Genomic DNA, 26,588 nt, shown 5'->3' on the forward strand with positions numbered 1-26,588 from the left:
CGGACAATACCCGGAGTGTATCCAAACATGACCATGCTTGCGAAATTGAAGGCTGCCGTCATTGCGGCTGGACTAGCCGTCTCGGCCGCGATACCGGCCGCCCATGCCGATGAACAATATTTCCCGCTGCAAAGCTATCGCGTTGGGCCCTATGCGGCCGGCGGCACAGGTTTCTTCGGTGGTTTTATCGACTACCTGAACCTCATCAACACGCGGGATGGCGGCGTCAACGGCGTCAAGCTCACCTGGTCGGAAGCGGAAACGCAATACGAGGTTGAACGCGGCGTCGAGGCCTACGAGCGTCTCAAGAGCAATCCGAATATTGCCGCCTGGAACCCGCTTTCCGTCGGTATCGCCTATGCCATGATCGACCGCATCACGCAGGACAAGGTGCCGTTGATCACCATCAACCATGGTCGCACGGATTCCACTGATGGCCGCGTTTTCCCCTATGTCTTTCCGCTGCTGCTCAATCCCTATAGCGAGACCTCGGGCATCGTGAACTACATCGCCTCGAAGCTCGGCGGTCTCGACAAGCTGAAGGGCAAGAAGATCGTCGTGCTCTATCACGGCTCGCCCTACGGCAAGGAAACGATCCCGATCTATGAACTCCTGTCGCAGAAATATGGCTTCGAACTGCAGCAGATCGAAGTGCCGCATCCGGGCAACGAGCAACAGGCACAATGGCTGACGATCCGCCGCGCCAAGCCGGATTACGTCGTGCTGCGCGGCTGGGGTGTCATGAACCCGGTCGCCCTGAAAACCGCGGCCAAGACCGGTTTTCCTGCCGACCATATCATCGGCAACGTCTGGTCTAACTCGGAAGAGGACGTGATCCCGGCAGGCGACGCCGCGAAGGGATATACCGCCATCACGACCCAAGCCTCCGGCACGGAATATCCGATCGTCCAAGAGATCGTGAAGACGCTCTATGACAACGGCAAGGGCAATCTGGAAGACAAGAAGCGCATCGGCTCCGTCTACCACAATCTCGGTATCGTCAACGGTATCCTGAACGTCGAGGCGATCCGTATTGCCCAGGAAAAGTTCGGACATCGGACTCTGACGGGCGACGAGGTCCGCTGGGGCTTCGAGCACCTGCAGCTTGATCCGGCTCGCGTCGAGGCGCTCGGCGCCAAGGGCCTGTTCCATTCCATCAACGTCACCTGGGACAATCACGAGGGCAACGGCTACGTGACCTTCCAGCAGTGGGACGGCAAGAAGTGGAACGTCGTATCCGATTGGATTGCGCCGGACTGGGCTCTGTTGAGGCCGATCATCGAGAAATCCTCGGAAGCCTACGCCAAGGAAAAGGGCATCAAGTTGCGCACGTCTGAAGACGCACAGGCCGTGACGAACTGAGCCCCGGTGGCTGGGCATCGGCAGCGCGGCCCTGCTGCTTTTTGCCGGTGCCCGGCTCGCATACGAAACCACACTGAGATTGGGTGGACCATGGCTGGAAAAGACGTTCTGCTGAGCGTGGACGGGATCAAAGCGACCTACAATGGAGCAATCACGGCGCTTCACGGCGTCAGCTTCACATTGCGCCGCGGCGAGATTCTGGCGCTGCTGGGTGCCAATGGCGCCGGCAAGACGACGACGCTCAAGGCGATTTCGAATCTGCTTCCGGCCGAGCGCGGCGAGATTACCGCTGGAGGCGTCTTATACGATGGCCGTGACGTTACATCGGCAACGCCGGCCGAATTGGTGCGCGCCGGTCTCGTGCAGGTCCTCGAGGGCCGGCATTGCTTCCGCAATTTGACCATCGAGGAAAATCTCATTTCCGGCGGTCTCGGACGGAGCAGCTCGCGCGCTGAGATCGCCGCCGATCTGGAGAGAATCTACGCAATTTTTCCCCGGCTGAAGGAGAAGCGCCGAGCATTGGCCGGCCTCGCCTCGGGCGGTGAACAGCAAATGGCGGCGATCGGCCGTGCATTGATGTCACGTCCAAAGCTTTTGGTGCTCGACGAACCGTCCATGGGGCTGGCGCCAATCGTCGTGCAGGACATTTTCCAGACGCTGCGGCGGCTGAATGTTGAAAGTGGTCTTTCCATTCTCGTCGCCGAACAGAATTCGGCGATCGCCCTGCGTTATGCCGACCGCGCGACAGTCCTTGAAAACGGTGCCGCCGTGCTTTCGGGAGATGCGGCCGAGTTGCGCGGGCGCGACGACGTCAAAGCATTTTATCTCGGTCAGAAATCGACACCCGCACCCACACCCGCTGCAACAAACCTCCCACCGGCCTGATCGGCCGCCATCCTCAACAAGGAGAAACCATCATGACGCTCTCACAGGTCAATACCGAAAATGCCGCCAAGGCCGTACCGGCGGTTCCTCGCCCGGCCGAGCCTGCCCATGTCATCAAGGACGATGCCGAGGCAATCGCCGTTGCCCGCCGGCTTGCGACCGAATTCGTGAAGGACTCGGCCAAGCGCGACCGCGAACGCATTTGGCCTGTCGCCGAGCTCGATGCCTTTTCGCAAAGCGGCCTATGGTCCATCAATGTGCCAAAAGCCTTCGGCGGCCCGGAGGTTTCGTACGCAACGCTCGCAAAGGTCATCGAGATCATATCGGCAGCGGATTCCTCGATCGGGCAGATCGCTCAGAACCATCTGGGTGTCGTTGCTGCCATCCGGACCGCATCGGATCCCGCCCAACAGAAACTTCTGTTTGCCGAGGTGCTGAAGGGCACCCGCTTCGGCAACGCTTTTTCGGAATTCGGTTCCAAACGGGCGGTCGATTTCGAGACGCGCTTCACCGATGCCGGCGACCACGTCGTCGTCAACGGGCGCAAGTTCTACTCCTCCGGCGCACTGCTCGCGCATCTGGTGCCGATTGTCGCGCTCGATGACGAGGGGCGGGCCTGGTATGCGATTGCCGAGCGCGATGCGCCAGGGCTGACTGTCATCGATGACTGGTCCTCGTTCGGGCAGCGAACAACGCTCTCCGGCACCGTGCTGCTCGACAACGTCAAGGTGCCGAAGACCCATCTCGTGCCCGGATACAAGGGCTATGAAGTGCCGACCGCCGATGGCGCCATATTCCAGATCATCCAGGTTGCCGTCGACACGGGTATCGCACAGGCCGCCATTGACGAGACGGTCGCCTTCGTGCGCACCAAGAGTCGGGCGTGGGTGGATAGCGGCCAGGATCATGCCTGGGAGGATCCCTATACAATCCAGGCCGTCGGCGACCTGACGCTGCGCCTGCATGCCGCGCAAGCGCTTCTGGAAAAAGCCGGCTATGCAATCGACCGCGCCGTGCTGAACCCCAATGCGGAGACGGTCGCCGAAGCGCAGATCGTAACGGCTGAGGCCAAGATCCTGTCGACCGAAATCGCAATTGCGGCGACCAATAAGCTGTTTGAACTGGCAGGCACCCGCTCAACGCTTGCCGAGCACAATCTCGATCGCCATTGGCGCAATGCGCGCACCCATACGCTCCATGACCCTGTGCGCTGGAAATACGCCATTCTCGGAAGGTATTTCCTGAATGGCGAAAAGCCCCCGCTGCATGCGTGGAGTTGACGACGGTCCGAAGAGGTCTCTCGCGTCGTAGCGGTGTGGGAGACCTCAAGGCTCGTGGCAAAGCAAGCCTGAAACAAATACGGCGGCCTCTGCCAAACACATGGCGGGGGCGCTGACGAATATGCCAATATGACCTGCACCATCAACTAGGAGCATCAACTACCGAGACTTCAAGAACAACGGAGACGTCCAAATTCGAGATTGATCCCGCTGACGCGCCGTCAGGAACAACGGGTGTTCTCGTCCCGGATCGAGTTCAAGTTTGTGCAACGAAATCTCGCCCGCAAGATCTCTTGGTAGCGGTTGGTCTGTAACCCTTTCCACGATCAGACGCAGCTCGACGCCCGGCAGATTGAGTGTGATCGAGCCCTTTGCAATCAGATCTTTCCCACTGACTTCCAGCCTTGCTTCGGGGGCATGCACATGCGGTGGTGGCTGAAGCGGGTCGCCGATCTTGCTGTAGCCGTGGAGTTTGGCGTCGATGGTAATGTGAGCGTCGTTTAGGTCCGAAAGCGTGAGCTCAATTCCGTCAATATCGCCGTGCGTTGCCGTTCTAAAGCCGAGCTTGCCGAGGCCGGTGCGCCACACGCTCTGTTCAGGATGGTCAAAGCCGACCCCATACAGATCAAGGAGCGCCGCGCCAGTCACGGCGACATCGCCGCTCCAATAGGCTGCCCGATAGCGATCCTTGATGCGAGCGCCACCGAAACAGATACGGACGTTGCGTTCGCTGAGGCCGGCCTCTGCATGCAGATCGCGGCTCCACACGAGGCGATCGCCATCATAGAGTTGAACCTCTTCCCAGCCGGCATGGCCGAGCAGACGGTAGGAGAGCGGCTCGTCAGGTTCCGCGTTGAACGCGTCGCCCATGAAATGCTTTCCCTGGGACAGAACAGCGAAACTCCGCTCGCCTGTCGTGGCGAAGGTGCGCCGTGCCCTGAGTGCGCTGCCGACGCCGGCCCTGTCGAAACGGTCTGCGATGACGCCCGTCAACCCGCCGCGCGAACCGAAAGTTCCGGTTGCCGGCGCGCCGCCGCCGCATCGGCCTTGGTGCTCGTCGCTCGCGGCCGAGGCGCCGACCCTGTATCCGCGTGCGAGCGCCTCGGTGTAGAGCCAGTGAAATTGCCCCCAGGCGGAACCGATCTCGATGAGCCTTTCCAGCTCCGGATGGTTCCAATCCAGAATACAGCGCCGGCCGCCCACATGCGGGATCAGCAAATGGCCCTCCGGATCGTCCTCATAGGCGGCATGGAGCCGGTCTACTGGCCACACGCCGGGTCGGATCGTTCCGGCCGTCGTCTCATTCCATTCGAAAGAGCGGAGGGACTGCCCTTTTTCATCAAAGGGGAAGCGCGGCTTGCCATCACGAAGGAAGACGACGTTGCGGTCGCCGCCGGCTGCAGAGTTGCCGCACCATTCTGTTCCCGGATAGCAGACGAAGCGGCCGGGCTCGTTGAGGCCATGGATAATTTCCACGGCCTTGTTCCAATTCGCTTCGGTGATGTTGAAGTCGTTGACGGTGTAGCCCACTACGTCAAGCCCGGCGATGTCTCGTCCGTAGGTGAGATTGTAAGTCGCGTCGTTGGTTCCGACAGTGTCGTCGGAATGAACGTGCAGATCCGCGTAGAGAGGACGCAATGCGCCTTCTTCACTCTGGACATAGGCGATGGCCGCTGCGACAAAGGGTTCGCCGTCGAGCCATGCTTCCAGTTTCCACTCGCCGGCTTCGGTGAAGGAAAGCCCGGAAATCCGCGCGAATGTCCAGTCCTCCGCGGCTAGCGCGATCGGCTCTGTGCGTTGGGTCGCGTCCGGAGCGGTGATCACGAGCGTGCCCCGCAAATTGCGATCGCGGCAGGTGTTTCCCCATATGTCGTCGACGCGCACAATCGCATCGAAGGATTGGCCGAGGCCAACAAGGCGCGGCGCAATGACCTGAAGGGCGTGGGGCTGGCCGGCCAGGATTTCGAGCTTGCAGTCGCCCGGCACTTCGGCGAATTTCGAGCTGCCCAGCGGATCTATGAACAGCCGGAATCGGAAGGCCTTTTCCACGAACGTCTGCACTCGCGTACCGGCGCCGCCCTGTCGTCGATCTCCAAGGCGGATGACGATCCTGTCGCCGGGATTGATGTAGCCATCGACGACATCGACGATAACGGCCTTCTGGAAAGGACGCTCGTGTCCCTTCTGATCGAAACGCACCTTCAGCGCCTGCACAGTTGCCGGACTCTGGCCAGGAGCCAGTGGCCCGGCGTGATATTCGGCGGAAACGTAGTTGGCGCCAGTCGGGTCCGTTGTCTGAAACAGTGCCCAATCGGAATAGAACTTGAAGGCGAGCTTCAGCCATGCCCCATCGGCAAGACCGACAGCGCCGACTTCATAGACGAGTTCCAGTTCGGTCCACTCGCCCGCGGTCAGCGTCTGTCTTTGACAGGTGAGACGGCCGAGGAAGGGGAGGGTGTCGAAATAGGCGGCAAGGCCCGTCGGGGAATGGGCGGTGGCCTCGGATGCCTTGTGCTGCAAAGTCTCTGTCATGGGAGAAGTCCGTTATTGTCCGCGCCAGCCTTCGTAGCTGCGCTCTATCCGTCGAAATACGAGGCTCTCCATGAGCCACGCTATGAGTCCGATCAGCGCGATGCCGAGAAGCACCTGCGCCGAATTGCCGACCTGCCCGCCCATCGCGACCATCCAGCCGATCCCTTGGGAGGCGCCGATCATCTCGGCGGCGACGAGCGCGCGCCATGCCTGCGCAAAGCCGATGCGCAATGCGGCGATCAGGAAGGGGAGGGAGGCAGGAAAATACACGTGGGCCAGCAGTTGAAACCGTTTGGCACCCAGAATGCGGGCTGCGCGTATCTCCCCACCGCCGATGGAAAGCACGCCCTCCTGGATCGTCAAAGCCATCGGAAAAGCCGACGCTATGAATATGACAACGGCGATCGAGAGATAGCCGAGGCCGAAGAAGATCAGGGAGAGCGGCGCCCAGGCAATCGGAGGGATCGCCATGAACAGACCGAGCAAAGGCTGGGCGAACTCCCGGAACGGCCGCCAAAGTCCGGCGGACACCCCTATGAGCAGAGCCGCCAGGATAGCTGCGCCGAAGCCGCCGAACTCACGCAACAAGCTGGCTAGAAACTGGCGGCTGAGCTCGCCGGACTGGATCCAGCGCAATCCCTCGGCTGCCACCTCCCAGGGCTGTGGCAGCACGTAAGACGGAACCCTGCTGGCGGCGAGGCACCACACGGCAAGCAGGAAGGGAAGCGCTGCCCAGCGCCAGGACGGCTGCGGAAAACGCCGCCGCGCTGTCAATGTCTTCATCGATCGGATCTCACCGCTGAGCGGCCGCTTTCGCGGCAAAACTGTCGTCAATGATGTCATCGACGTTCAACGGCTTATTGAGAATGCCGAGGTTAACTGAGTAATCGATGAGGCGCTGGATGAAGGCGCGGTCGGACGGCTCGATTTCAGCGGACCAGCCAAGGCGTTTCCTGGCTTCCGCAACGATCGCTTCCGGCGGAACCACGCTTCCGTCCGCGGCGTTCACCGATTCCAGCTTGAAACTCCGGGCAATGATCCGATTGGCCTCCTCGGGGTTCTCCCGGAGAAATGCGATGGCCTTGGCATTGGCCCGCAGCAATTTGACGAGGTCGTCCGGCCGCTCCTTCAACGTTTTTGCAGGTGCTGCCACGACATACCATGGATAGCCCGGCAGGGCGCCATTCACGTCGAATACGACCCGACCAGCGCCGCGAAGCACAGACTGACTGATGAATGGCTCCCATGAAAAGGCTGCATCCACCACGCCTGTATCAAGGGCGGAGTTCATGTTGCCCACGGGCATCTGCGATAATTGGAGGTCGGTGTCCGGATTGAGGCCGGCAGTCTCCTTCAGGACGAAGCCGCGCAGCAGCACGTCCATGCCGCTTCCTCTGTTGACGCCAGCGAGTTTCTTGCCTTTGAGGTCTGAGAGCGATTGAATGGAGCCATCCGCTTTTGCGATCAAGGCTGCCTGACCATAGTTCACTTTGGCGATGATCTTCGCTTCGAGCCCGCGCGCGGCCCATTGATAGACGGGCGGGGCGCCGATATAGGCCACGTCGATTTCCCCTCCCGCTACCGCCTGCTGAATGACGGGGCCGTCGCCAAAACCCTTGAGCTCGACGTTCAATCCCTCTTCCCGAAAGTAGCCTTTCTCCCCGGCGATGAGGGCCGGCGCATTTGCCATGGCTTGGACCCAGCCGATGCGAAGCGGCGGGGGTTCCTGCGCACCAGCGGGCCAGGCAGCAGCAAGCGCGAGAAGAGCTGCAGGTAGAATGCGTTTCATCGGATGGTTCCCTTCAGGTAATGCGTTGATTGCTGATCATGACGGCGGCGATTTGCTCGGCGAGCCGTTCGCGCAGTTGCGCAAACAAAGGATTGGCTCGCGTGCCTCGCTGGTCGCGAGGACGCGGCAAATCGATTGTCACTTCTGCCGTGATGCCGGTCGGAGGCAGACCGAGGACCAGGACGCGATCCGCCAGATAGATCGCTTCGTCGATGTCATGCGTGATGAACAGCACGGTCTGGCCCAAGCTCGACCAGATGCGGAGCAGTTCGTCGTTGAGGGAAGAGCGCGTCATGGCGTCGAGTGCTGCGAACGGTTCATCCATGAGCAGAAGGCGCGGCTCAAGTGCCAGCGAGCGCGCAAGCGCGACGCGCTGACGCTGGCCGCCCGACAATCGGTGAGGCGGTTCGTCCGCATGTTCTCCCAGGCCGACAAGCCGCAGAAAATGCAGGGCGACGGCCTTTTGCTCCTGTGGCGATCCCCTGCGATTCATACGAAGGCCAAAGCGGACATTTTCCAGGGCGCTCAGCCAGGGGAAAAGATTGGGTGACTGGAACACATATCCGAGTGCCGGATGCTCCGGCACAACCGGCGCCCTGTCTATGGTGATATGACCGGCTTGTGGATGCAGGAACCCGGACAATAGATTGAGCAATGTCGACTTGCCGCAGCCCGAAGGACCGAGGACCGCGACAAATTCTCCCGGAGGGGCTTCCAGGGAAAACCGTTCGAATATACTGCGTCGGCTTTCGGGATAGGCGAAACCCATGCCATTCACCGAAAAGGTCGCGCCGCGTGAAAGCTGCCGTGCTGGGGAAACAAATGCCATATCGCGTTCGAATAATCCGACGTTGGAATTGCCCCAGTTTTTAATACATTATAATACAAGTTATCAACGCGGAGCCTTCCCTTGTCCGGCGGCAAAGGAGAACGGTATTCCAAAGCTGTAAGAGTCCGTGGTCTTTTTAACCTCGATGGAAAATAGATGAGCCTGATACGCAACAACCCGGTGGCGATGTATCTCCAGATCGCCGATCGCCTTCGTCGCGAGATCGCTGAAGGGACATATGAGCCCTCCGGGCGACTGCCATCGGAATCGCAGATCATGGTGCGCTTCGACGTCAGCCGCGTCACCGTCCGCCTTGCGCTTGAGCAGCTCGATAAGGACGGGCTGATCGAGCGTAGGAAAGGCAAGGGCACTTTCGTCGCCGGCAAGCAGGTCCGCCATCAGATCGATACCCTGCGCAGCTTTCACGAGTCGCTGAAAGTGCAGGGTTTCGATGCCACGATGCGGATCGTCGAACTGACCGCGATTGAAACACCGTCGGCGTTTGTCTCGTTGTTCGGAGCAAAATGCGCGCTGTTGGAGCGCCTTCACATGGTAGATGACGAGCCCATAGCCCTAGGCCGAAGCCTCATGCCCGCCGTCATGGCCGAGCTGGATCTGGAAACGGCCGAACAACGACCGACCTATGCCCTCCTCAAAGACAAAGCGGGCGCCGATATTGGCTCCGCCGAGATAGCGATCGGCGCGCGCGCTGTCCCATCTCGAATATCGTCCTTGATCGGCGTTGCCGCAAATGCGGTCTTGCTTGTCCTCGAACGAACCTCTTATTTCGATCATGGTGCCTGCGCTGAGTGGTCGGAATTTTTCATCCGGCCAGAGCGATACAAATTTGTCCTCGGCAATCGAATGTCCGCTTAAATCGAGCACTTCAAGCTGTTTCAGCATCGCTGATCTTGGGATCACGGTTCGTGTTCCTCAAGAGCGGTCATCTATAGCTTTCGCTTGTTAGTGGAGCGGAATGATCAGAGCGGAAGCCAAATCCCTGCAAGGCCTGCATCTAAGTGGACGCTTGAACAGAAGGCCGTCAGAGGGCGCCCGGTTGGCGATGGGCAAAGTCGTCGCAACGCTGCCAAGCGTGCGCTCTGTGAGCGCAGACTGCACTGCGCTCACGAAAGGCATGGATTAACAGCGGCACGCTGATGCTAGCGCGCATCATGTTACTATTTCGACAGATCGGCCGTCGCTGCCAGAATCACTTTTGCTACTTCCGCAGGCTGCGATAGTTGCGGCGTGTGTCCTGCCGGCAAGCTCACGACATGGGCCGAGATTTTCTTTGCCATCGCTTTCTGGAGATCCGGCTGAATCATGCGGTCCTGCTCGCTGACGATGTACCATGAAGGTTTCGTCTTCCAGGCAGCATCGCTTACTTTCTCCTCGAAATTCTTGCCGCGGACAGGACCTTGCGTGGCCGCCATCAGCCGTGTTTCATCCGCCGGAAGATCCTGGGCTAGGTGCTGTGCGACCCCTTCGAGGCTGAGTGTCAGGAAACCCTCTTTATCCGCAATGATGTGGGCGAAACCCGAGGGAACCGGATAGTCCTTGGACAAATCCGCAACCGATTGACCTTCTGAGGGAGCGAACGCGGCGACATAAACCAGCGATTTGACATGCTCGTGCTGGCCAGCCTCCGTGATGACGACGCCGCCCCAGGAATGACCCACCAGAACGACCGGACCGGTCTGCGTGTCCAGCGCGCGCCGTGTGGCTGCTACATCATCTGCCAGCGACGTAAGCGGGTTCTGCACCGAAACAACCTTCAGCCCTTCTTTTTGGAGGAGTGGAATGACTTTGTTCCATGCCGATCCGTCGGCAAAGGCGCCGTGCACAAGCACAACGACAGGCTTTTCGACCTCGGACGCACTGGTGGGTGCTGCGTTTGAGGCCAGCGCAGTGCTGCCCATGACGGCGGCTACAACTGCTTTTTTCGCGAATGATGACATCAAGTGCTCCTTTGAATTGGGCCCACCGCAGGCTTTGCGGAAGGCAACGCGATCAGATGGAAGGCACTTGTACATATGAAAATATTGGGAATAAATGTTCGAACGGGATCATGATAACAAACGACGAGTTTCAAATGGACAGACTGGCTTGCATGCAGGTTTTTGTGAAAGCCGTCGAAGCAGGTTCGATTTCGGCTGCCGCCGCGGAACTCGGTATGTCATCCCAATTGGCAGGCAAGCAACTAAGGGCGCTGGAGCAGGATTTCGGCATCAAGCTGCTGAACCGCACCACGCGTAGACAAAGCCTCACCGACAGTGGCCGCATATTCTACGATCATGCCAAGAACATCATGGCGGAGATGGAGGCGGCCGAGGCGCTGATTGCTGAAACCCGCTCAATCCCGCGAGGACGACTTCGCGTCAGTGCACCGATCACTTTCGGCAGTCACGCGCTCGCGCCTGAAATACCGGAATATTTGAAGCGGCACCTGGAAGTGTCATTGGACCTCAGCCTGACCAACCGCACCGTAGACCTTGTGGAGGAGGGTTTCGATGTTGTCTTCCGGACTGGAGAGCTCCCGGACAGCCGACTGTTGACGAGAGGGCTGGCGCCTCTTCGTTTGGTTTTGTGTGCCGCACCCTCCTATCTAAAGTCGGCCGAAAAACTGACGAAACCGGAAGACCTGCAACAGCACGAGTGCCTGGTGTTTTCGCACACATCACTTAGAACGCAATGGGCGTTCGAGGGACCGGGTGGCGTCATATCCGTCCCGATCGCTGGCAGGTTTTCGACCGACAGCGGCGAAGCGCTACGCGCCGCTGCCGTTGCCGGTATGGGGGTACTACTGCAGCCGCACGAGCTGGTGGTCGAAGAAATCCGGGCCGGGCGCCTGGTGAGGCTCTTGCCAGAGTACGAACCGCCTGCCCGCCCGTTGCATGTGCTTTATGCACCTGACAGGCGGATGACGCCGAAGCTGCGAAGCTTTCTGGATTTTGCCGTTCGGAAGTTCGGTCTGCAGTAGCCGAGCGGGCAAGAGCGCTGATTGCGCTCATCCGGAATTTCGCTAACGGGTGCTGTCGTCGCGTTTCTCACTACGAAAATCGGTCGACACGCACCATCAAGAATAGGGCCCCTATGTCGAACAGGCCCTATCCGCAGGCCAAAGGGTGTATATCACAAACGACATTATCATGTTCTAATTCAATGGTCGGACGTGCCTCCGACGATTGAAATCAAGCACTTCATGGCAACTGGCCCCTATCCCTAACCGGATAGGGGCTTTTTGTGTGGGACAAGGGCCAGGTTCCACAGGAGTTACCGAACAGGAAGCACTCCAGAGGCTGATGCAACCACCCGACCGAGTTCGAACAACGCTAGCCGATTTGATTTTATGGCGCTTGCAAGATAGAGGGCTCACACAAGTTTGGCCGCCCATGCTACGAGCGTGACGGCAACTGACACAGTTAACAAGGCAACCCGGCGGGCAGACATGAGCGACCAGAACGATGAATACATCTACGACGAAGTGAGCGGCGAATGGCGGCCGGCTTCGGAGATCGCCGCGGAGGCCGCGAAAGCTGCGGAGGTCCGCGACGCATCCGGCAATGTGCTGGCCGATGGGGACTCCGTGGTTCTGATCAAGGATCTCAAGGTAAAGGGAGCCGGCCAGACGCTCAAGCAAGGGACGGTCATCAGGTCGATCCGGCTCACCGACAACCCGGAGGAGATCGACTGCCGGCATGACGCGATCAAGGGGTTGGTCCTGCGCACCGAGTTCGTGCGCAAGCGGTGATCGGAGCAATTGGCATTCAGGCATCTGCTGGTGATGCGCCGATTGCAGCTTAACCTTGGTACGTGGCTTCAAACGGCATCAACACTAGGCGCTCCCAGCAGATCGATGACTTCCTAATAGCGGCCGCGAAACTCCAGGCTCGATGACGGGAGTCCCGCATTCCCGACCAAGGTTGTTTCGGGACTCCCGGCCGTCGCATGGGAGCCCCGCTTCAGCACGTACAGTAGATCGCCGGCTGCGTGCTTAAACCAGAGCAAACCTCCTTGCGTCAGAAATGAGAGATTAATATCCACTGAGGCGTGTGCCGTTTCGGATCGCGGCTGTGCAGGCCGCCCATGGGCATGTGGCACTTGGGCTTCAATGATGCGACCGAAGCAGCACCATCGCCGGGCCTGCCAGAGCAGCGGCCGCGATCATAAGTGAAATTCCCACCTTCAGTACCTTTATCCGGCGTGTCCTGACGCCGCTCCAATCATACACCAACTTATCCCTCCGAGTGCTGGCCTGGGTAATGTGACCTAGCGGCCTCCCAACGTATGGCAAGGGGACGGAAATAGCTGTCCCCTCGGAAGAGACGCAGTCGAATGAAGAGGTCCTGCCTCGTGGCAGTGAGGCAGGACCAGAGCACCGGTTATGGCTCATGCTGCGCGTACAATTTACCGGGTGGGCGTTTGGTTCGCGCAGGGTTTGATACCACCGCAAGATGAAACCAAACTGAAGACACATCGCGGTATGGCTGGCTCTTCACGCGGCCGTATCCCTCTTAAGAAAGAAAACCTCATGGATCGAGCGAAATTCTTCGCCTTCATGCGCTCAACCGTATCCTCGCTGGATGTTGTGCAGGAATTGCTATGAGGGCATGATCGCTGCTTTGATAAAGCGTGTTTTGCGGCAGACGAAAACGCCCGCAACCGTCGTAAATGCCGGTGAGGATGTGAACATGGAAATCGATGCTGATTTATTCTGAAAAATAGCAGCGGGAGGAGGGCCTAATGACGACTATCCATCAGATGCAGTATCGCGAACGGCTGAGATCCGCAAAGGAGGCCGTCGCTCTGATCCCGTCTGGCGCGAAGGTGGCGATGCCGATAGCTGCCGGTCAGCCGCCTGCAATTCTTGCGGCATTGGCCGAGCGAGCTCGGGCGGGAGCCGTCGACAATGTGCGGCTCCACTATCTTCTTTGTACTGGCGTTGCGGGAACCAGCGTCTTCGATTTCGACCTCTGCCACCGGATCATTCCGATCAGTTACTTTCACGGAGGCGTGGAGCGTGCGCTCGACAAGAGGCGATCGGCGGAAGCATTGCCGGCTGTCGACCTGGTGCCCTGCCATTTCAGCCAGGTGCCGCGCTCTCTGGTGGAGCACGTCGGAGTAGATACCCTGATTGCAATAGTCGCGCCGATGGACGCGGATGGCAATTTCAGCCTCGGCGCAAGTACCGACTATGCGCTCACGGTATCGCGAAAGCCAGGAATTCGGCTGATCCTCGAAGTCAATGCCAAGATGCCCTACGTGCGGGGCGATTGCATGATCCCCGTATCGGTCGTCACGGCGGTGGTCGAAAATGACGTCGGCCTGCCGATCCTGCCGGCCGCTCCGAGCAATGAAGTGGACGATGCCATCGGTGCGATCGTTGCAGGCCTGGTGGAAGACGGCGATTGCCTGCAAATGGGTATCGGCGCCTTGCCGGATGCGGTGTGTTCGCGGCTTTCGCAACATCGCCACCTTGGCATCCATACGGAAATGATGACGGTGGGCCTTGCCAATCTGGTCAAGGCGGGCGTCGTCGACAATAGCCGCAAGCAGACACATGTCGGGCGGTCGATCTTCACCTTTGCGCTGGGAGATCAGTCGCTTTACGACTTCCTGCACAACAATCCGGACATTGAAGCCCATCCTGTCGACTATGTGAACAATCCTTTCGTCATTTCTCGGAACGACCGGGCTGTGTCAGTCAACGCGACGCTGCAGATCGATCTGAATGGGGCATGCAATTCGGAATTCATGAACGGCAGGCAGTTCAGTGCATCCGGCGGTCAGGTCGATTTCGTGCGTGGCGCCTATGCTTCGCGGGGAGGGCGGTCGATCATCGCCTGTCATTCCACCGCGGCGAAGGGCACGCTCTCGCGCATTGTTCCGGCACTGACCGGGCCGGTGACGACATCGCGCAACGACACGCATATCGTCGTCACGGAATATGGATGGACGAACCTCAAGGGCAAGTCCGTGGCCGAGCGAGCAAGGGCACTGATTGCGCTGGCCCACCCGGATTTCCGCGAGGAGCTGGATCGGGCAGCCCATGGGGCTGGGTTTTATGCTGATACCGTGTTGAATTCACAACGCTTAGACACCCGCCGTTGAGACGAGAAGGCCGTCGGTTCGGGTACCCTTCAAGAACATGGAACGTCATCACTGAAGGGAACCGAGGATCTGTTCTTTGTGGATTCCTCTGCAGCACGTATGATGACGCCCGTGCCGCACCTCAAAACTCTAAAGCGAGCACAACCCGAGCTATGTTGGGTCGTGTTTCGTCGGCGATTATATACTTCACACACCCACGCGAATTTGTGGTATATGTGAGTCTCCATTTAGTTGAGGAGATTCGGGATGGCTGAGACTGCGAAAGTTGGCGACATTTTCAAACCGGGCGACAAGGTATTGCGCTCTGGAATTTATCAGGTGACACACGATCCATCTCATGCCGAAAATCATGAGGTTACGTGTGTTTTTGGAAAGACATTCCCACCATGCGGAGGATGTAGGCATCCTCGATTTAAGCTTGTAAGGCCAGCCCAACATATCGAGCAGAACGAACATTTTAAGTAGGAGAGGAAGGCTCTTCGTAGTTGTCGTGAATCCATAGGATAAAATAAGCATCAGCTCTTTTTAGCTGGAGATTCAAAGGCTCGGAACCGTCGTAGATTCTGAGCAAGTCTTGAATTTTGAGCTTAGCGTCCTCAAGCCCGTAGCAGACGACTGCCTTCTTGAAATCAGAACCCATGATTTCCTCCATTAAAAAAGCCCGCTCATTTGGCGGGCTTCTTGGTTTCCGGTTTCTCGTCTTTTGGTGGCGGCGATCTGGCAATCTTGCCTAGCCGCTGGTCAAACCGCGCTTCATCATCGTCCGTTTCGAGTTCGCGGGCGGCTTCGCGGAATTTGTCGACCTGAGACGTACTACTTGGTTTCTTCATTAACTGCCTTGGATTTTCGCGTCTCCAAGCGCGATATCTTGAAGTCCAGATAATCGCGGATAAATTTGTAGCGGTCCACAGAAGCCTTCCCGAGATAGCGAATTTTAATTTCGTCTCCGCCATCATCGATCAAGGTTTCCTCACTCCATCCATCAGGAACAACCCCACGGGGTTCTGATGCCGTCTCGATTGCCAAACGAGGGGGTATCTTCGCCACGGGCGCAGCATCTTGCAAAACTACCTGGCTCATTTCGAAACCTGACTCGCTCCCATCAATGAATACCCAATCTTGTCCTTGGTACTCTTGAATCGCTCGGACACGCCTCGGTTCCTTGAACTGAAGCATGCCTCCAATCTCGATCAGGACAAGATCGCCAACCTTAACAGAGGATGCTAGGGGAGCGTCATCGATATCCTCATCTTCGGAAAGCGATGTGACCGTATCAGAATCCTTAAGCCCAGCAAAGGCAATAGTAGCGTCATAGACTTTCAAAAAATTCTGAGCAGCACTTTCCGTAAACCGATGCGTAAGGACTAACGCATCAAGGCAAACGGCGTCTATCGGCCGCTTCTGTCCCCAAATATTCCAAAACTGGTTAAGCAGCTTGGGTTTAAGCGCGATAGCTTTAACAACCTGCTGCTTAACGCTTTCCTGTTGAGCACGAAGATATGTGCGCGCTTCATCTGTCATGTGCACGATACGATTTTCGCCGCCGCCTTCGTAGCGTACGAGCTCAAATGATTTGAGTGCGGCGAGGACTTGAGCCGCTTGGCTGCTCTTTTCCTTCATCCCCCAAGCTAGTCCGACCTTATTCGCGGGCGTGGCGTGACGCCCGAACGTCTGGTCAAAAGCGGTTAACCGCTGGAGTACGATCCCAAGCGGAATAAAAGGATAGGACGGGCTTCGTTCTTTTGATGCACCAGCGCTTTGAGCTTCAGCCATAAACATATTCCCGATTCTTCTGACCGGCTGGAATATGGCCTTTGCGCTCAGATACGTCAATAGGAGACCGAACATGGTTTTACGCCACTGTCAAAATAGACCCGTTGACAGGCCCGTAAATTGATTCCATGTTCAGCGTCGTTAAGGAAAGGATTCGGTGATGACCAGAAGAGTTTCCCTAGCCTGTGTCGCGGCTCACGGACACGGCGCGGGATAAACGAAGAGGCCCTACAACCGGGCGGGTTGAAGAGCCTCAAAGTGGGCCAGAGCTAGAAAACTAAGGCGACGGTGAGTCTATCACCGTCGTTTCTGTTTGTGAATCCCTTTCCAATGAGGAAGCCAAAGTTGCATCGGACGCCTGTAGTGATCCTGCTTAGACTTCAGCAGGTCTGCGATACGTGAGCCGTTTTCCTTTAGCACCCACTAAGGCGTTAAGAGCGCGGCTTGCGTCATCAATGCCCAAAGCAATACGGTTGCTATAGCGGAAGTCGAATTCCGCTAGATAACGGTGCAGGTGATGCTCCGCGCAATGCTGATATACGCCCTTCATGCCGCGCTTGAAGATGCTGTAATAACCTTCAACCGTGTTGGTGTTGATCTTCACTTTTTCAGCGCCGACATATTCGGTGCGACCATATTCCTTGGCGCTGTGCTCGACAGAGCCGTGCATGGCAAATGTCTTGCCAACGGTTACATACTGACGGGCCTCGTCGGTCATCAGAATGCTTTCCTTGGCAATGTTCGCCTTCACAATTGGCACGACACGGGCAACCGATGCGCTATCAATATGAAACGAACGGGCAATGCCGCCCCGCTCAACAAGCGTCAGCACCACGTTCTTATGAGCAGCGCTGCTTTTCTGCTTTTCCATCCCAGCAAGACGACCAATGTAGGTTTCGTCAACCTCTACGGCCTTACCATTGCCACCCATGGGAGTGAAGTCGTCGGAACGCATAGCCTCGCGGATACGGTGAGCCAAGAACCAAGCCGTCTTGTAAGTGCATTCCAGAACCCGATGGAGCTGGTGAGCGGAAATGCCCTTCTTGGAAGAGCACATCAGGTGGATCGCCTGCAGCCACTTATGCAGTGGCAGATGGGTTTCCTCAAAGATCGTACCCATACGAACCGTGAACTGCGAACGGCAAGCACCGCACTTGTAAAGGCCGTGGCGCTCTAAACCTTCCGGGTTCTTCTTCGAAGGTTTCGTACGAACGCCATTCAGTTTGTAGTGCTTATCCATGGAGCCGCAATGGTGGCAAACCGGACCCTGAGGCCACAGGATGCTTTCCACATGCTCGAAAGCAGCGGCTTCATCATGGAAATAGGCACGGGACAAAAGGGACATGGTGATAACTCCTTGAGTTTGTTATCGCTCATTCCGTTGGGTTTGTCAAATATATAGTCGCCGTTTCGTCTGTGGCTACCTACTTCTGTATCCCGCTGCGATGCCGAAACTAGGGGGCAGCCAGTCCTGCATCAAAACTCCTCCCAATCGGCCTTGCGAGCAACCGCCGTGTTGCCGGAGAAGGTATTGGCTAGCTTACGGCCGAGTGCCCGTGCCGGCGACGCAACTGGTTTCGCTGTCCCAACAACCAGACGCGACGCCATCGCTGGTCCGAGCTTGAACTGTGCAATGAGATCGCGAAGCGTTCTGACTTGGTCTGCCAGGCCGTTGGTGGCAGCAGTCGATTCCTCCACCATTGCCGCATTCTGTTGCGTGGCCTGATCCATCTGGTTCACAGCGATGCTGACTTCGGAAAGACCCGTCGACTGCTCCCGCGCGGCAGTCGAGATGGAATACACATGCTCGTTCACCTTGACGACCTGACTTTCAATCGCTGCGAGCGCCGAGCCCGTCGCTGTGACAAGCTTTACGCCAGAGCTGACCTCCTCGCCGGAGCGATTGATCAGCCTCTTGATGTCCTTGGCGGCATTTGCCGATCGCTGTGCCAGTTCGCGGACTTCCTGAGCAACGACAGCGAAGCCCTTGCCAGCGTCCCCGGCACGGGCGGCCTCAACGCCGGCATTTAGTGCAAGCAGGTTTGTCTGGAAGGCGATCTCATCAATGACATTGGTGATTTGACCAATCTCGCCTGAGGCTTGCTCGATCCTGCCCATCGCCGCAACGGCTTCCTTGACGACGGAACTTGATTGCTCCGTGCTCTTGCGTGCTTCGTCGACCATATGGCTGGCTTCCGACGCCCGGGCGGTGGAATTCTTCACGGCAACGGTGATCTCCTCGAGTGCAGAGGATGTTTCTTCGAGCGAGGCCGCCTGTTGCTCGGTGCGCTTGGACAGGCTGTCAGATGCGGTCCGCATCTCTCCGGCGTTGCTGTTGATCGTTTCGATTGCGCGGGATACCTCGCCAAGTATGGAGCGCAAATTGATCATCGTTGCGTTGACGTTGTCCTTCAGTTCGCCAAATGCTCCCTGGAAATCTCCGCTCATCGTTTCGGTCAGATCTCCTTCTGCAAGGGCTGCAATAACCCGGCGGGTCTCGGCAATGCCACTGTCGACGGAGGCCACCAGTTCGTTGACGCCCGCCGCAAAATGGTCGAGGTCCGGATTGTCATAAGTCTTCGTGATCCGCTGCGTGAAATCGCCCGCAACAGCGGCGGACACAACTGCAGCGATACTCGTCTGCAGATCGGCGCTCTTGGTCTGCAACGCGGCTTCCTGGGCGTTCAAATCTCGAACCTTGATCCCATTCTGCTTGAACACCTCGATCGCGTGCGCCATCGCGCCGATTTCGTCATGGCGGTTGGCGTAGGGAACTCCTGCGTCGAGATTTCCCGCGGCGAGCTTGCTCATGCTGTTGGTCAAAACGTTGATTGGGCGTGCAATCGCCTTTGAACCGTACAGGGCGGAGACGATCAGTGTGACAATCGCCAGCAATCCGATTCCAAGATTGAGCACCAGGATCAGCGTTGCACCCGCTTTCGCGTCGTCGTCAGCCTGGCTCGCCGCTTTTTTTGCCGCCTCAACACCTTCGTCGAATAGTTTCGCTGCCTGATCGGAGATGGGCAGAAGTTTTGCCTGGATCTCCGCTGTTTTGGCTTGGATGGCGGGGGAGGCATCTTGGCTCTGTAATTTCGTCTTCATGACATCGACGAGTTCGGCTGTCATGGCAAAGAAATTTTCACTCAGGGATTTGAGCGTCTGCACTCGGTCCCGATCAGTGGGTAGCTTTACCTCGGCTGACGCTTGATCGAGATAGTTGATCACCGAATGATGGCGCGCTGCCAAATAGTCCACGGCCTTAGCTAGGTCTTCCGGTGACGAGGCCAAGCGGAGATCGCGAACGCCGATCTGCATTCCACGCAGCGACGCTTTCGCATCAACCAAATTGCGGGAAACAATAAGCTGATCCTTCAGAAGCGCCGAGCGTTCGCCGATCATCTGGCCACCATACAAGACGACGAGAAGCATGGTCGCGACCATGAGAATGCCGATTGCGGAAAGCACCGCTAATTTTGTGCCAATACGGGATGAAATAGCCGACAGCATTTGTAATCACTCAAATGATCTGCAAGTTACCATCATAGGACCGGCAGAAGCGAAAATTGCGCGCAGCGTCATGCAATGCGTCAACGAATATTGCGCGAGTATCAGAGACTTAGATCGCGCTCAGGCTGTCATGAAGCTGTCATAAAGGTAAAAAAGTGCCTTCAATCAGAGGCAACTCGGGCGCTTTTTCGTAAAATGGATAGTCATTGCGCGGATCAGACTGGTGATAGTCAAGTCGGGAGAGAACAGCGACTGACAAAGCTGATGTCTCGCTTAAGGAAAGCGGGCCTTACCAGTCCATGACGCTCGTCCAATGCCTCTTCAATATATAACGTCTGAGCCACGATCTTCACCGAAGAGATACAGGCAAACGTCGCACGAAAGCCACGGGACCGTCATTTCACTGAGACATGGAACCAAAACCGCCGCTACATCTCACTTGTCCTCGAGCACAAGTGCGCTGGTCAAATCGCCGAGTGGCTTCTGCTTATGGGCAGCGATAGCAGCGTCACGCACAGTGATGCCGTGCAGCGTCGGAAGCTCGAAGCGGCGCGTGACGAAACGCAGGATCGAGGTCGTGTCCATGGGCGTGTGATCGACATAGCCGTGCCGCGCATAGGGCGAGACGATAATTGCTGGAATGCGCGAACCCGGTCCCCAACGGTCGCCCTTAGGCGGTGCCACGTGATCCCACAGGCCGCCATTTTCGTCATAGGTGACAACGACCAGCATATGCGGCCATTGCGGGCTCTTTTCAAGATGCCCAATCAGATCGGCGATATGGGCGTCGCCAGCCTCAATATCGGCATAGCCAGAATGCTCATTAAGGTTGCCTTGCGGCTTATAGAAAGAGACTTGCGGCAGCGTGCCGGCATCGATCGCTTTGATGAACTCAGCGCCGGCCAAGCCGCCATCCCTCAGATGCTCGGTCCTGGCTGCGGTGCCGGGAGCGAAATTGGCATAATAGTTGAAAGGCTGGTGGTGATATTGAAGATTCGGCACTGGCTCCTTGTTGCCGTGGTCGAGCACTTCCTGCCAAGCCCCGCCATACCAAGCCCAGGTCACGTGCTTGAGACTGAGCATATCGCCGATGGTTGGCTCAGTTTGTGGCGGCAATGTCGTTGGCTTGTTCGGGTCTGCCAATGTTTTGTCGCCATCCGGCGCGGGACCGTTACCGCTCGGCTGATAGGGCGGCTGCATAGTGTTGACGGCGTAGAAATCGGGCGTGAGATTGCCGTCGCCGACGAATTTCGGAATGCCGTCGATCGCCGATTTTGGCGAATTGGCGGCGGCCTTGAGCGTCACCCCGTCCGGCTCGACCACTGCGATCGAAGGCTTGGCGGCACTGGTGTCGGCATTGGCATAATAGGGCGCACAGGCGCAAATCAGCCATTGATGGTTGAAGAAGGAACCGCCGAAAGCGCCCATGAAGAAATTATCGGCCAGCACGTATTTCTGGGCCACCTTCCACATTGCCGTCTTCGACCCATCCCACAAGCTCATCGCCAGCGCGCCTGAATCGGCGTAGGCGACGAATTTGTCGTTGCGTCCGCCGTCGATCTGCATCTGGTTCTGATAGTAACGGTGCCAGAGGTCGCGCGTGATCGTATTCGAGGTGAGGTTGAACCCCTTGGGATCGTCCGCGCGGAACGGCCGATTGGGGAGATGCTCGGTCTCCGCTTGGGTCACCGGTGGTGTCACGCCTTTGGCGGTGAGACCCTCCCAGATCGGTGGCAACTCACGGAAAGGCTTGCCGTTGCGATCGCGCTGGATGCGTGCGCTTGCCGGCGCCTTCGAAATCCCGTTAGCCCCTGGGAAGCTGCCATAGAGATTGTCGAAGCTGCGATTTTCCGCGTAGATCACGACCACGGTGTCGATCAGCTTCAGATCACTGGCGGAATTCCGCGCAGGTCCCGCCTTTGCGCCAGAGGCGCCGGCGATGGCAGGGTCAAAAGCCGTCACAGAAAGACTTAACGCGCAGACGGCCGCAGCAGTGATCGATTTCATTTGAACTGATCTCCCCTGGTTCGGGTGGGCGTGCCTCCACCTGACGCGGCAGCTTATCCGGGGTAGAAGCTAACGCAAGTCCTAATTGAAATGATTCTAAAACCCAGCTATCGATCTTGAGGTGGAGACCTGAGATTGCAGTGAAGGGACGCGAGCACAGCGATGCAATCCAAACTGCGTATAAGACAGTGGGTGGGGATCTGTGCTGCCGCTTCATTGTTGCTCATGATGACCTCGGTCCACACAGGCCAAGCTTTGTCGCGGGCCGATGTGCGGCTGAAAACACAGGCCTTGTATGCACTCGGCAAAACCCTCTTCTTTGATCCCTCCCTGTCAGCGTCAGGCAAAATGGCCTGCTCCTCCTGCCACGACCCAAGCCACGCCTTTGGGCCGAATAATGACCTGGCGGTGCAGCTTGGCGGTGGCGACTTGCATCGGGCCGGACTGCGGGCGGTGCCCTCGCTCAAATATCTGCAGGTGGTGCCGCCCTTCACCGAGCATTTTTTCGAATCCGAGGACGAAGCCGACGAAAGCATCGACAATGGGCCGACGGGTGGTCTGACCTGGGACGGCCGGGTCGATCGCGGCTGGGAGCAAGCCAGGATTCCCCTGCTTTCTGATTTCGAGATGGGCAATAAAAGCGAAGCCGAGGTCGCCGGCCACATACTCGCGGCGGGCTACGGCAAGGCAATCATCGATATTGCCCGCTCAAAGGCCGCCGATGATCCAGCGATTGTCTTTCGCACCGGGGTTAAGGCACTGGAAGTCTTTCAGCAGGACTATCGGACCTTCTATCCCTATTCGAGCAAGTATGACGCAGTACTGGCCGGCAAGGCTCAGCTCACGCCACAGGAGGCAAGGGGGTTGGACCTGTTCAATGCAGCCGAGAAGGGGAACTGTGCTTCCTGTCACGTCAGTCAGCGTGGAAATGATGGCACGCCGCCACAGTTCACCGACTATGGGTTGATCGCCATCGGCGTGCCCCGTAATCGCGACATTCCTGCGAATAAGGATCCGGCGTTCTACGATCTTGGCCTATGCGGTCCCTTGCGCACAGATTTCATTGGACGCGAGGATTATTGCGGGCTCTTTCGCACACCAACGCTGCGCAACGTCGCTCTTCGCAAGACCTTCTTCCACAATGGCGACATTCATTCTTTGCGGGACGCCGTACGCTTCTACGTGGAACGGGAGACCCGTCCGGAGCGCTGGTATCCCCGCAAACCCGACGGGAGCGTCGATAAATACGATGATCTGCCGGAGGCGGCAAAAGCCAACGTAAACACCGACCCACCTTTCGACCGCAAGGCAGGCGACGAGCCGGCGCTCTCTCCCGCCGAAATCGACGATGTCGTATCTTTCCTCGGAACACTCACCGATGGCTACGAACCGTTGGAGTGAGGACGTGAGCGGTCGTGTTTTGCTCGATGCCGCTTGCTGGGCAGATCGAGCAGACGGGCGACGGTCTCGGCGCCTTTGCCAGAAACCGCCATCTTGCCGGTATCGCTTATTTGGAGTTCAGTTCCGTTTGAGAAGCTGAGGGACCAGCCCTCATCGGTGGCTATGCGGCGCCTGTCCGTTAGTTCGATACCGGCCGCAGAGATCAGCGCGATCGCCTTTTCGACGTCCATGATCATCACTCACGCAAGAACATCCTGAACATTTGTACTAAGGGTCCTGACGGCTCGCAAGCGTCGAGCGCCAAACCCTACGACGATCAGTGGTAAGACCTAACGAACGACGGAATCTGAGGCGAGATCGCTAATGAAAGGTTCCAGGAAGAGGGCGATCGTCTGCCAGCGTTTGCATTGCGCGGATCAGGCCAAAGGCACGGTCGATAATCTCGGCGCTTGACGGATTGTCGAACATCGCGAGTTCCTCGCGCATCACCGTGAGCATCCAGTTGATCTCAAGGAGCGTCAACACGGTGTTTGAATCGGTATCGGCCGCGACGGTGTAGATAAGATCCGTAATTGTCGTCGTCAGGAAGTCGATGCAATTCAGCCGCTCGGTCACATTCAACAGTGAAAATGGGATCGATGATGTCTTGTCGTCCGTCAGCATCAGCGGTTCCTCCAGAAGAAACACAAGGCGCATCACGCCTCATGGTCCTTCATGAGACGCAGTTCGGCTTCGCGCCAACCGAGCAATGACGTTAATAGATCAAACTGCGCTCCGTCGCGAGTGAAGCTTTTGTAAGATTACGATCAGCCTATTTGCCGGCAGCAAGCTGCTCCGTCGTCAGCAAATCGGCATGGTGGGCGAGGGCGACGTCGGGATGTGAACGCAAGCGGCTCTTCAACTGATTGATACCGACCTCCCGAAAAATGGGGTTGAGCGGATCGACCGAGACGCCTCGCTCGGCAAGCTTCAAATCATCTGGAAGATCGATGACCGGAATTGTCGCGTCGGGTCGCGAGCCGAGGAAGAATGCCACCGAGAAGCGTTCGACGCCCGCCGGCGGCGCAACGACGTCATGCACATCCGCGCGCACGAAACCGTTCGTCGCCAGTTCGAGCAGTTCCCCGGTGTTGATCACGAAGGTGCCGGGAACCGGTGGAGCATCGATCCAAAGATCGTCCTCCGTGCGCACGCGCAAGCCCGGAACCGTGTCCTGAAGCAATACGGTCACGAAGCCGCCGTCCTTGTGGGCGCCGACGCCCTGGTCCGTCTCGGCAGCGTCGCGACCGGGATAGCGGATGATTTTCAAAAGTTGTGAAGGCTGCGGTTGATAGATCTCCGCAAAGACGTTTTCAGATTGGCCGAGAGCCACCGCAATCGCCTTGAGAATATCGATACCGATCCGCGTGACCTCCGCCTGGTAGGCAAGCAACAACGGTTTGAGTTCCGGCAGCGCTTCCGGCCACTGGTTTGGCCCCTGCAAACGCCGCCAGGCTGGCGTGTCCGGACCGATCTCGAAGGGGCTGCTTTCAGTGTTGATGTCGAGCTGCTCTCGCCAATCCTGTTGGCCACGAGTGCGTTCCTGCCCAGCACGGTTATAGCCGCGGAAGTGCGGCGACTTCACCATTTCGATCTTGAGCTTTTCTTCCAGCGGCAGCGCGAAAAAACGTTTCGCGGTCGCCACCACATCGCGGATCAAGTCCGGATCGACGCCGTGGTTCTGCAGGTAGAAGAAGCCATGGTCGTGGAGGACGCCGCGCAGCTCCGCAACGAAAGCCTGGCGATCCTCCGAGGTGCCGTAGAAGCGGGAGAGATCGAGTGTCGGCAGTGCGGTCTCGTTTGGTAACTGTGCGACGGTCATGGTTTATCTTCACTATCCTCAAAGGCAGGGCAGGGCGGGCAAGCCAAAACGCGGCAAACTCAGCGGCCAGCACTAACGGGGACGCTAGAGGACGCAATCAGCCGCGGCAAACAAGATCATCTTAAAGATGGAAGACTGCTTGGAACGATTTTGCTGTCCGCACGCCAAGCCTCGGCAAACGCAAACTTCATCGATGGAGAGCCGTCCTACCCGGAACGTGCCGCTTCTCAGTTGGACACAGCTTCGCAAAGGGGAATGGGGCGCGGTGGCGGCGCTGGATGATCTTGCTTGTATTGGGCGATGATTGGCTCGAGCTTCTCCTTCGGCCAGAACTGTGGCGCGCCGATCTCGCTGAGGCAAGAGGCGTTCCAGTAAGAACCGTTTTTGGCCGGCGATTGGCCTGATGCTATGGCACGCGCAACGGCGCTGATGTCACGGGCCTCCGGATAGATATAAAGGGTCGTCGGGTTATCCTTGACCATCGACAGCACTTGCGCGGCATCTTCCGGCGACCAACTGGTACAGCCATCGCTGCGGCCGCCCGCATAGGTGACCAGTTTGCCGAATGGGACGTACCCCTGACGATTTGCGTAGGGGCTTTCCGGCTTTTTCTGCATGCATATCCCCGAGACGAGCGCCGCGGCATGGCCACCAATGGCACGCTGCCTGGCGTTTGCAGTGTCGCCGATGCCGTCGAACTGGACGAATGAGCGGGTCAGAACTGCATCCTGATTGGGAGAGGCACGATAATAGCCTTTGAAGGTCGTCTTGATCTCATTCGTCAGATACGCTCCGCCGGCCGTCAGATTGGAATCCATTGCGTTGCCGAAGTTTTTTGCACACTCCCGCCCATTGGAAAAGTTGGCGACCCCTTGCAGATTGCGGCCACCACCATGCCCTGACGATATCACGCGGAATGACCGGGATGCTTCGCAGATCATGTAGAACCGGCCGCCTGTCGTTCCGCCGGTACGATCGTTAGGACGCGTGGCGTCCATCGCGAAATAGCATGTGTTTCTCACACGTCCCTCTGCAACCTTTTCCAGATAAAGTGCCCGAGCCCGTTCCAGCACGACCGGAGCAATCTGCCCGTTCCCTTCGCCAACATATCCCGCCAGCCAGCCTGGAATGGCTGATGCATTGCTCGAGGCAAATGCCGGAGCCGCACCGCAGAACGATGCCACCACGGCAGCGAAGCCGAGGTGCTTGAAAATGCTAAATCTTGGGAGCATGCGGGTGTCTCCCCGAGAC

At 57.9% G+C, this 26,588-nt stretch carries 22 protein-coding genes; 8 read left to right on the forward strand and 14 right to left on the reverse strand.

The window, feature by feature from the left end:
- The first annotated feature begins 27 nt into the window (after window positions 1-27).
- The 3 genes from ACXHXG_RS16145 (at window position 28) to ACXHXG_RS16155 (ending at window position 3,527) form a co-directional block, all read left to right on the forward strand.
- The gene (locus ACXHXG_RS16145; protein WP_457899945.1) at window positions 28-1,362 is read left to right on the forward strand and encodes an ABC transporter substrate-binding protein; all 1,335 of its coding nucleotides are present in this window, start codon (window positions 28-30) and stop codon (window positions 1,360-1,362) included.
- A gap of 90 nt (window positions 1,363-1,452) precedes the next feature.
- Window positions 1,453-2,247 (forward strand): ABC transporter ATP-binding protein, encoded by a 795-nt coding sequence (locus tag ACXHXG_RS16150; RefSeq protein ID WP_457899946.1) that lies wholly within the window; start codon window positions 1,453-1,455, stop codon window positions 2,245-2,247.
- Between the two features lie 32 nt (window positions 2,248-2,279).
- On the forward strand, window positions 2,280-3,527 hold the full coding sequence (locus ACXHXG_RS16155; RefSeq protein ID WP_457899947.1) for an SfnB family sulfur acquisition oxidoreductase: 1,248 nt from the start codon (window positions 2,280-2,282) through the stop codon (window positions 3,525-3,527).
- A gap of 159 nt (window positions 3,528-3,686) precedes the next feature.
- On the opposite strand, the gene ACXHXG_RS16160 is transcribed toward ACXHXG_RS16155, so the two are convergent.
- Genes ACXHXG_RS16160 through ACXHXG_RS16175 form a run of 4 tightly spaced genes read right to left on the reverse strand, consistent with a single transcriptional unit; the run spans window position 3,687 to window position 8,677 of the window.
- Entirely contained in the window at window positions 3,687-6,059 is a 2,373-nt protein-coding gene (locus ACXHXG_RS16160; protein WP_457899948.1) for a hypothetical protein, read from the reverse strand.
- Window positions 6,060-6,071: 12 nt separating this feature from the next.
- A complete protein-coding gene (locus ACXHXG_RS16165) occupies window positions 6,072-6,842 on the reverse strand; it encodes an ABC transporter permease (RefSeq protein WP_457899949.1) in 771 nt (256 codons plus the stop codon).
- A 10-nt stretch (window positions 6,843-6,852) separates the two neighbouring features.
- Window positions 6,853-7,848, reverse strand: coding sequence for an ABC transporter substrate-binding protein (locus tag ACXHXG_RS16170; protein WP_457899950.1), 996 nt, complete (start codon window positions 7,846-7,848; stop codon window positions 6,853-6,855).
- A 13-nt stretch (window positions 7,849-7,861) separates the two neighbouring features.
- Window positions 7,862-8,677, reverse strand: a complete 816-nt coding sequence (locus ACXHXG_RS16175) for an ABC transporter ATP-binding protein (RefSeq protein WP_457899951.1) — start codon at window positions 8,675-8,677, stop codon at window positions 7,862-7,864.
- Between the two features lie 156 nt (window positions 8,678-8,833).
- On the opposite strand from ACXHXG_RS16175, the gene ACXHXG_RS16180 reads away from it, so the two are divergent.
- Window positions 8,834-9,553, forward strand: coding sequence for a GntR family transcriptional regulator (locus tag ACXHXG_RS16180; protein ID WP_457899952.1), 720 nt, complete (start codon window positions 8,834-8,836; stop codon window positions 9,551-9,553).
- A gap of 302 nt (window positions 9,554-9,855) precedes the next feature.
- Here ACXHXG_RS16180 and ACXHXG_RS16185 read toward each other — a convergent pair whose 3' ends face one another.
- On the reverse strand, window positions 9,856-10,596 hold the full coding sequence (locus tag ACXHXG_RS16185) for an alpha/beta fold hydrolase (RefSeq protein ID WP_457899953.1): 741 nt from the start codon (window positions 10,594-10,596) through the stop codon (window positions 9,856-9,858).
- Between the two features lie 173 nt (window positions 10,597-10,769).
- Here ACXHXG_RS16185 and ACXHXG_RS16190 point away from each other — a divergent pair, with 173 nt between their 5' ends.
- The 3 genes from ACXHXG_RS16190 to ACXHXG_RS16200 all read left to right on the forward strand — a co-directional run bounded on the left by ACXHXG_RS16190 (window position 10,770) and on the right by ACXHXG_RS16200 (window position 14,788).
- The gene (locus ACXHXG_RS16190; protein ID WP_457899954.1) at window positions 10,770-11,657 is read left to right on the forward strand and encodes a LysR family transcriptional regulator; all 888 of its coding nucleotides are present in this window, start codon (window positions 10,770-10,772) and stop codon (window positions 11,655-11,657) included.
- Between the two features lie 468 nt (window positions 11,658-12,125).
- A complete protein-coding gene (locus ACXHXG_RS16195) occupies window positions 12,126-12,428 on the forward strand; it encodes an alkylphosphonate utilization protein (RefSeq protein WP_283052551.1) in 303 nt (100 codons plus the stop codon).
- Window positions 12,429-13,420: 992 nt separating this feature from the next.
- Window positions 13,421-14,788: an acetyl-CoA hydrolase/transferase family protein gene (locus tag ACXHXG_RS16200; RefSeq protein WP_457899955.1), complete on the forward strand. Its 1,368-nt coding sequence runs from the start codon at window positions 13,421-13,423 to the stop codon at window positions 14,786-14,788.
- Window positions 14,789-15,245: 457 nt separating this feature from the next.
- Here ACXHXG_RS16200 and ACXHXG_RS16205 read toward each other — a convergent pair whose 3' ends face one another.
- The 5 genes from ACXHXG_RS16205 to ACXHXG_RS16225 form a co-directional block, all read right to left on the reverse strand.
- Window positions 15,246-15,428 carry a hypothetical protein gene (locus tag ACXHXG_RS16205; RefSeq protein WP_457899956.1) on the reverse strand — a complete coding sequence of 61 codons (183 nt, stop codon included), beginning with the start codon at window positions 15,426-15,428 and terminating at the stop codon, window positions 15,246-15,248.
- Window positions 15,429-15,601: 173 nt separating this feature from the next.
- On the reverse strand, window positions 15,602-16,561 hold the full coding sequence (locus tag ACXHXG_RS16210; RefSeq protein WP_457899957.1) for a hypothetical protein: 960 nt from the start codon (window positions 16,559-16,561) through the stop codon (window positions 15,602-15,604).
- A 373-nt stretch (window positions 16,562-16,934) separates the two neighbouring features.
- Window positions 16,935-17,906 carry an IS1595 family transposase gene (locus tag ACXHXG_RS16215; protein WP_457899958.1) on the reverse strand — a complete coding sequence of 324 codons (972 nt, stop codon included), beginning with the start codon at window positions 17,904-17,906 and terminating at the stop codon, window positions 16,935-16,937.
- A 131-nt stretch (window positions 17,907-18,037) separates the two neighbouring features.
- Complete coding sequence (locus tag ACXHXG_RS16220; protein ID WP_457899959.1) at window positions 18,038-20,068, reverse strand: methyl-accepting chemotaxis protein; 2,031 nt, start codon at window positions 20,066-20,068, stop codon at window positions 18,038-18,040.
- A gap of 435 nt (window positions 20,069-20,503) precedes the next feature.
- Entirely contained in the window at window positions 20,504-22,075 is a 1,572-nt protein-coding gene (locus ACXHXG_RS16225) for an acid phosphatase (protein ID WP_457899960.1), read from the reverse strand.
- A 162-nt stretch (window positions 22,076-22,237) separates the two neighbouring features.
- Here ACXHXG_RS16225 and ACXHXG_RS16230 point away from each other — a divergent pair, with 162 nt between their 5' ends.
- Window positions 22,238-23,476, forward strand: coding sequence for a cytochrome-c peroxidase (locus ACXHXG_RS16230; protein WP_457899961.1), 1,239 nt, complete (start codon window positions 22,238-22,240; stop codon window positions 23,474-23,476).
- Here ACXHXG_RS16230 and ACXHXG_RS16235 read toward each other — a convergent pair.
- From ACXHXG_RS16235 to ACXHXG_RS16250, 4 genes are all read right to left on the reverse strand, one after another.
- A complete protein-coding gene (locus ACXHXG_RS16235) occupies window positions 23,458-23,706 on the reverse strand; it encodes a hypothetical protein (RefSeq protein ID WP_457899962.1) in 249 nt (82 codons plus the stop codon). The genes ACXHXG_RS16230 and ACXHXG_RS16235 overlap by 19 nt on opposite strands.
- A 130-nt stretch (window positions 23,707-23,836) precedes the next feature.
- On the reverse strand, window positions 23,837-24,172 hold the full coding sequence (locus ACXHXG_RS16240) for a hypothetical protein (protein WP_104827591.1): 336 nt from the start codon (window positions 24,170-24,172) through the stop codon (window positions 23,837-23,839).
- Between the two features lie 115 nt (window positions 24,173-24,287).
- Entirely contained in the window at window positions 24,288-25,337 is a 1,050-nt protein-coding gene (locus tag ACXHXG_RS16245; RefSeq protein WP_260304411.1) for an isopenicillin N synthase family dioxygenase, read from the reverse strand.
- Between the two features lie 227 nt (window positions 25,338-25,564).
- Entirely contained in the window at window positions 25,565-26,569 is a 1,005-nt protein-coding gene (locus ACXHXG_RS16250; protein WP_457899963.1) for a hypothetical protein, read from the reverse strand.
- Window positions 26,570-26,588 lie beyond the last annotated feature (19 nt).

Source organism: Rhizobium sp. LEGMi-198b, from assembly GCF_054114205.1.

Bases quoted from the DNA above. Each gene is read 5' to 3' on its own strand.
- ACXHXG_RS16190 (WP_457899954.1), top strand. From the start codon at position 10,770: ATGGACAGACTGGCTTGCATGCAGGTTTTTGTGAAAGCCGTCGAAGCA.
- ACXHXG_RS16175 (WP_457899951.1), bottom strand. From the start codon at position 8,677: ATGGCATTTGTTTCCCCAGCACGGCAGCTTTCACGCGGCGCGACCTTT.
- ACXHXG_RS16160 (WP_457899948.1), bottom strand. From the start codon at position 6,059: ATGACAGAGACTTTGCAGCACAAGGCATCCGAGGCCACCGCCCATTCC.
- ACXHXG_RS16155 (WP_457899947.1), top strand. From the start codon at position 2,280: ATGACGCTCTCACAGGTCAATACCGAAAATGCCGCCAAGGCCGTACCG.
- ACXHXG_RS16150 (WP_457899946.1), top strand. From the start codon at position 1,453: ATGGCTGGAAAAGACGTTCTGCTGAGCGTGGACGGGATCAAAGCGACC.
- ACXHXG_RS16220 (WP_457899959.1), bottom strand. From the start codon at position 20,068: ATGCTGTCGGCTATTTCATCCCGTATTGGCACAAAATTAGCGGTGCTT.
- ACXHXG_RS16205 (WP_457899956.1), bottom strand. From the start codon at position 15,428: ATGGGTTCTGATTTCAAGAAGGCAGTCGTCTGCTACGGGCTTGAGGAC.
- ACXHXG_RS16195 (WP_283052551.1), top strand. From the start codon at position 12,126: ATGAGCGACCAGAACGATGAATACATCTACGACGAAGTGAGCGGCGAA.
- ACXHXG_RS16245 (WP_260304411.1), bottom strand. From the start codon at position 25,337: ATGACCGTCGCACAGTTACCAAACGAGACCGCACTGCCGACACTCGAT.
- ACXHXG_RS16240 (WP_104827591.1), bottom strand. From the start codon at position 24,172: ATGCGCCTTGTGTTTCTTCTGGAGGAACCGCTGATGCTGACGGACGAC.
- ACXHXG_RS16230 (WP_457899961.1), top strand. From the start codon at position 22,238: ATGCAATCCAAACTGCGTATAAGACAGTGGGTGGGGATCTGTGCTGCC.
- ACXHXG_RS16185 (WP_457899953.1), bottom strand. From the start codon at position 10,596: ATGGGCAGCACTGCGCTGGCCTCAAACGCAGCACCCACCAGTGCGTCC.
- ACXHXG_RS16170 (WP_457899950.1), bottom strand. From the start codon at position 7,848: ATGAAACGCATTCTACCTGCAGCTCTTCTCGCGCTTGCTGCTGCCTGG.
- ACXHXG_RS16215 (WP_457899958.1), bottom strand. From the start codon at position 17,906: ATGTCCCTTTTGTCCCGTGCCTATTTCCATGATGAAGCCGCTGCTTTC.
- ACXHXG_RS16225 (WP_457899960.1), bottom strand. From the start codon at position 22,075: ATGAAATCGATCACTGCTGCGGCCGTCTGCGCGTTAAGTCTTTCTGTG.
- ACXHXG_RS16200 (WP_457899955.1), top strand. From the start codon at position 13,421: ATGACGACTATCCATCAGATGCAGTATCGCGAACGGCTGAGATCCGCA.
- ACXHXG_RS16145 (WP_457899945.1), top strand. From the start codon at position 28: ATGACCATGCTTGCGAAATTGAAGGCTGCCGTCATTGCGGCTGGACTA.
- ACXHXG_RS16165 (WP_457899949.1), bottom strand. From the start codon at position 6,842: ATGAAGACATTGACAGCGCGGCGGCGTTTTCCGCAGCCGTCCTGGCGC.
- ACXHXG_RS16250 (WP_457899963.1), bottom strand. From the start codon at position 26,569: ATGCTCCCAAGATTTAGCATTTTCAAGCACCTCGGCTTCGCTGCCGTG.
- ACXHXG_RS16210 (WP_457899957.1), bottom strand. From the start codon at position 16,561: ATGGCTGAAGCTCAAAGCGCTGGTGCATCAAAAGAACGAAGCCCGTCC.
- ACXHXG_RS16180 (WP_457899952.1), top strand. From the start codon at position 8,834: ATGAGCCTGATACGCAACAACCCGGTGGCGATGTATCTCCAGATCGCC.
- ACXHXG_RS16235 (WP_457899962.1), bottom strand. From the start codon at position 23,706: ATGGACGTCGAAAAGGCGATCGCGCTGATCTCTGCGGCCGGTATCGAA.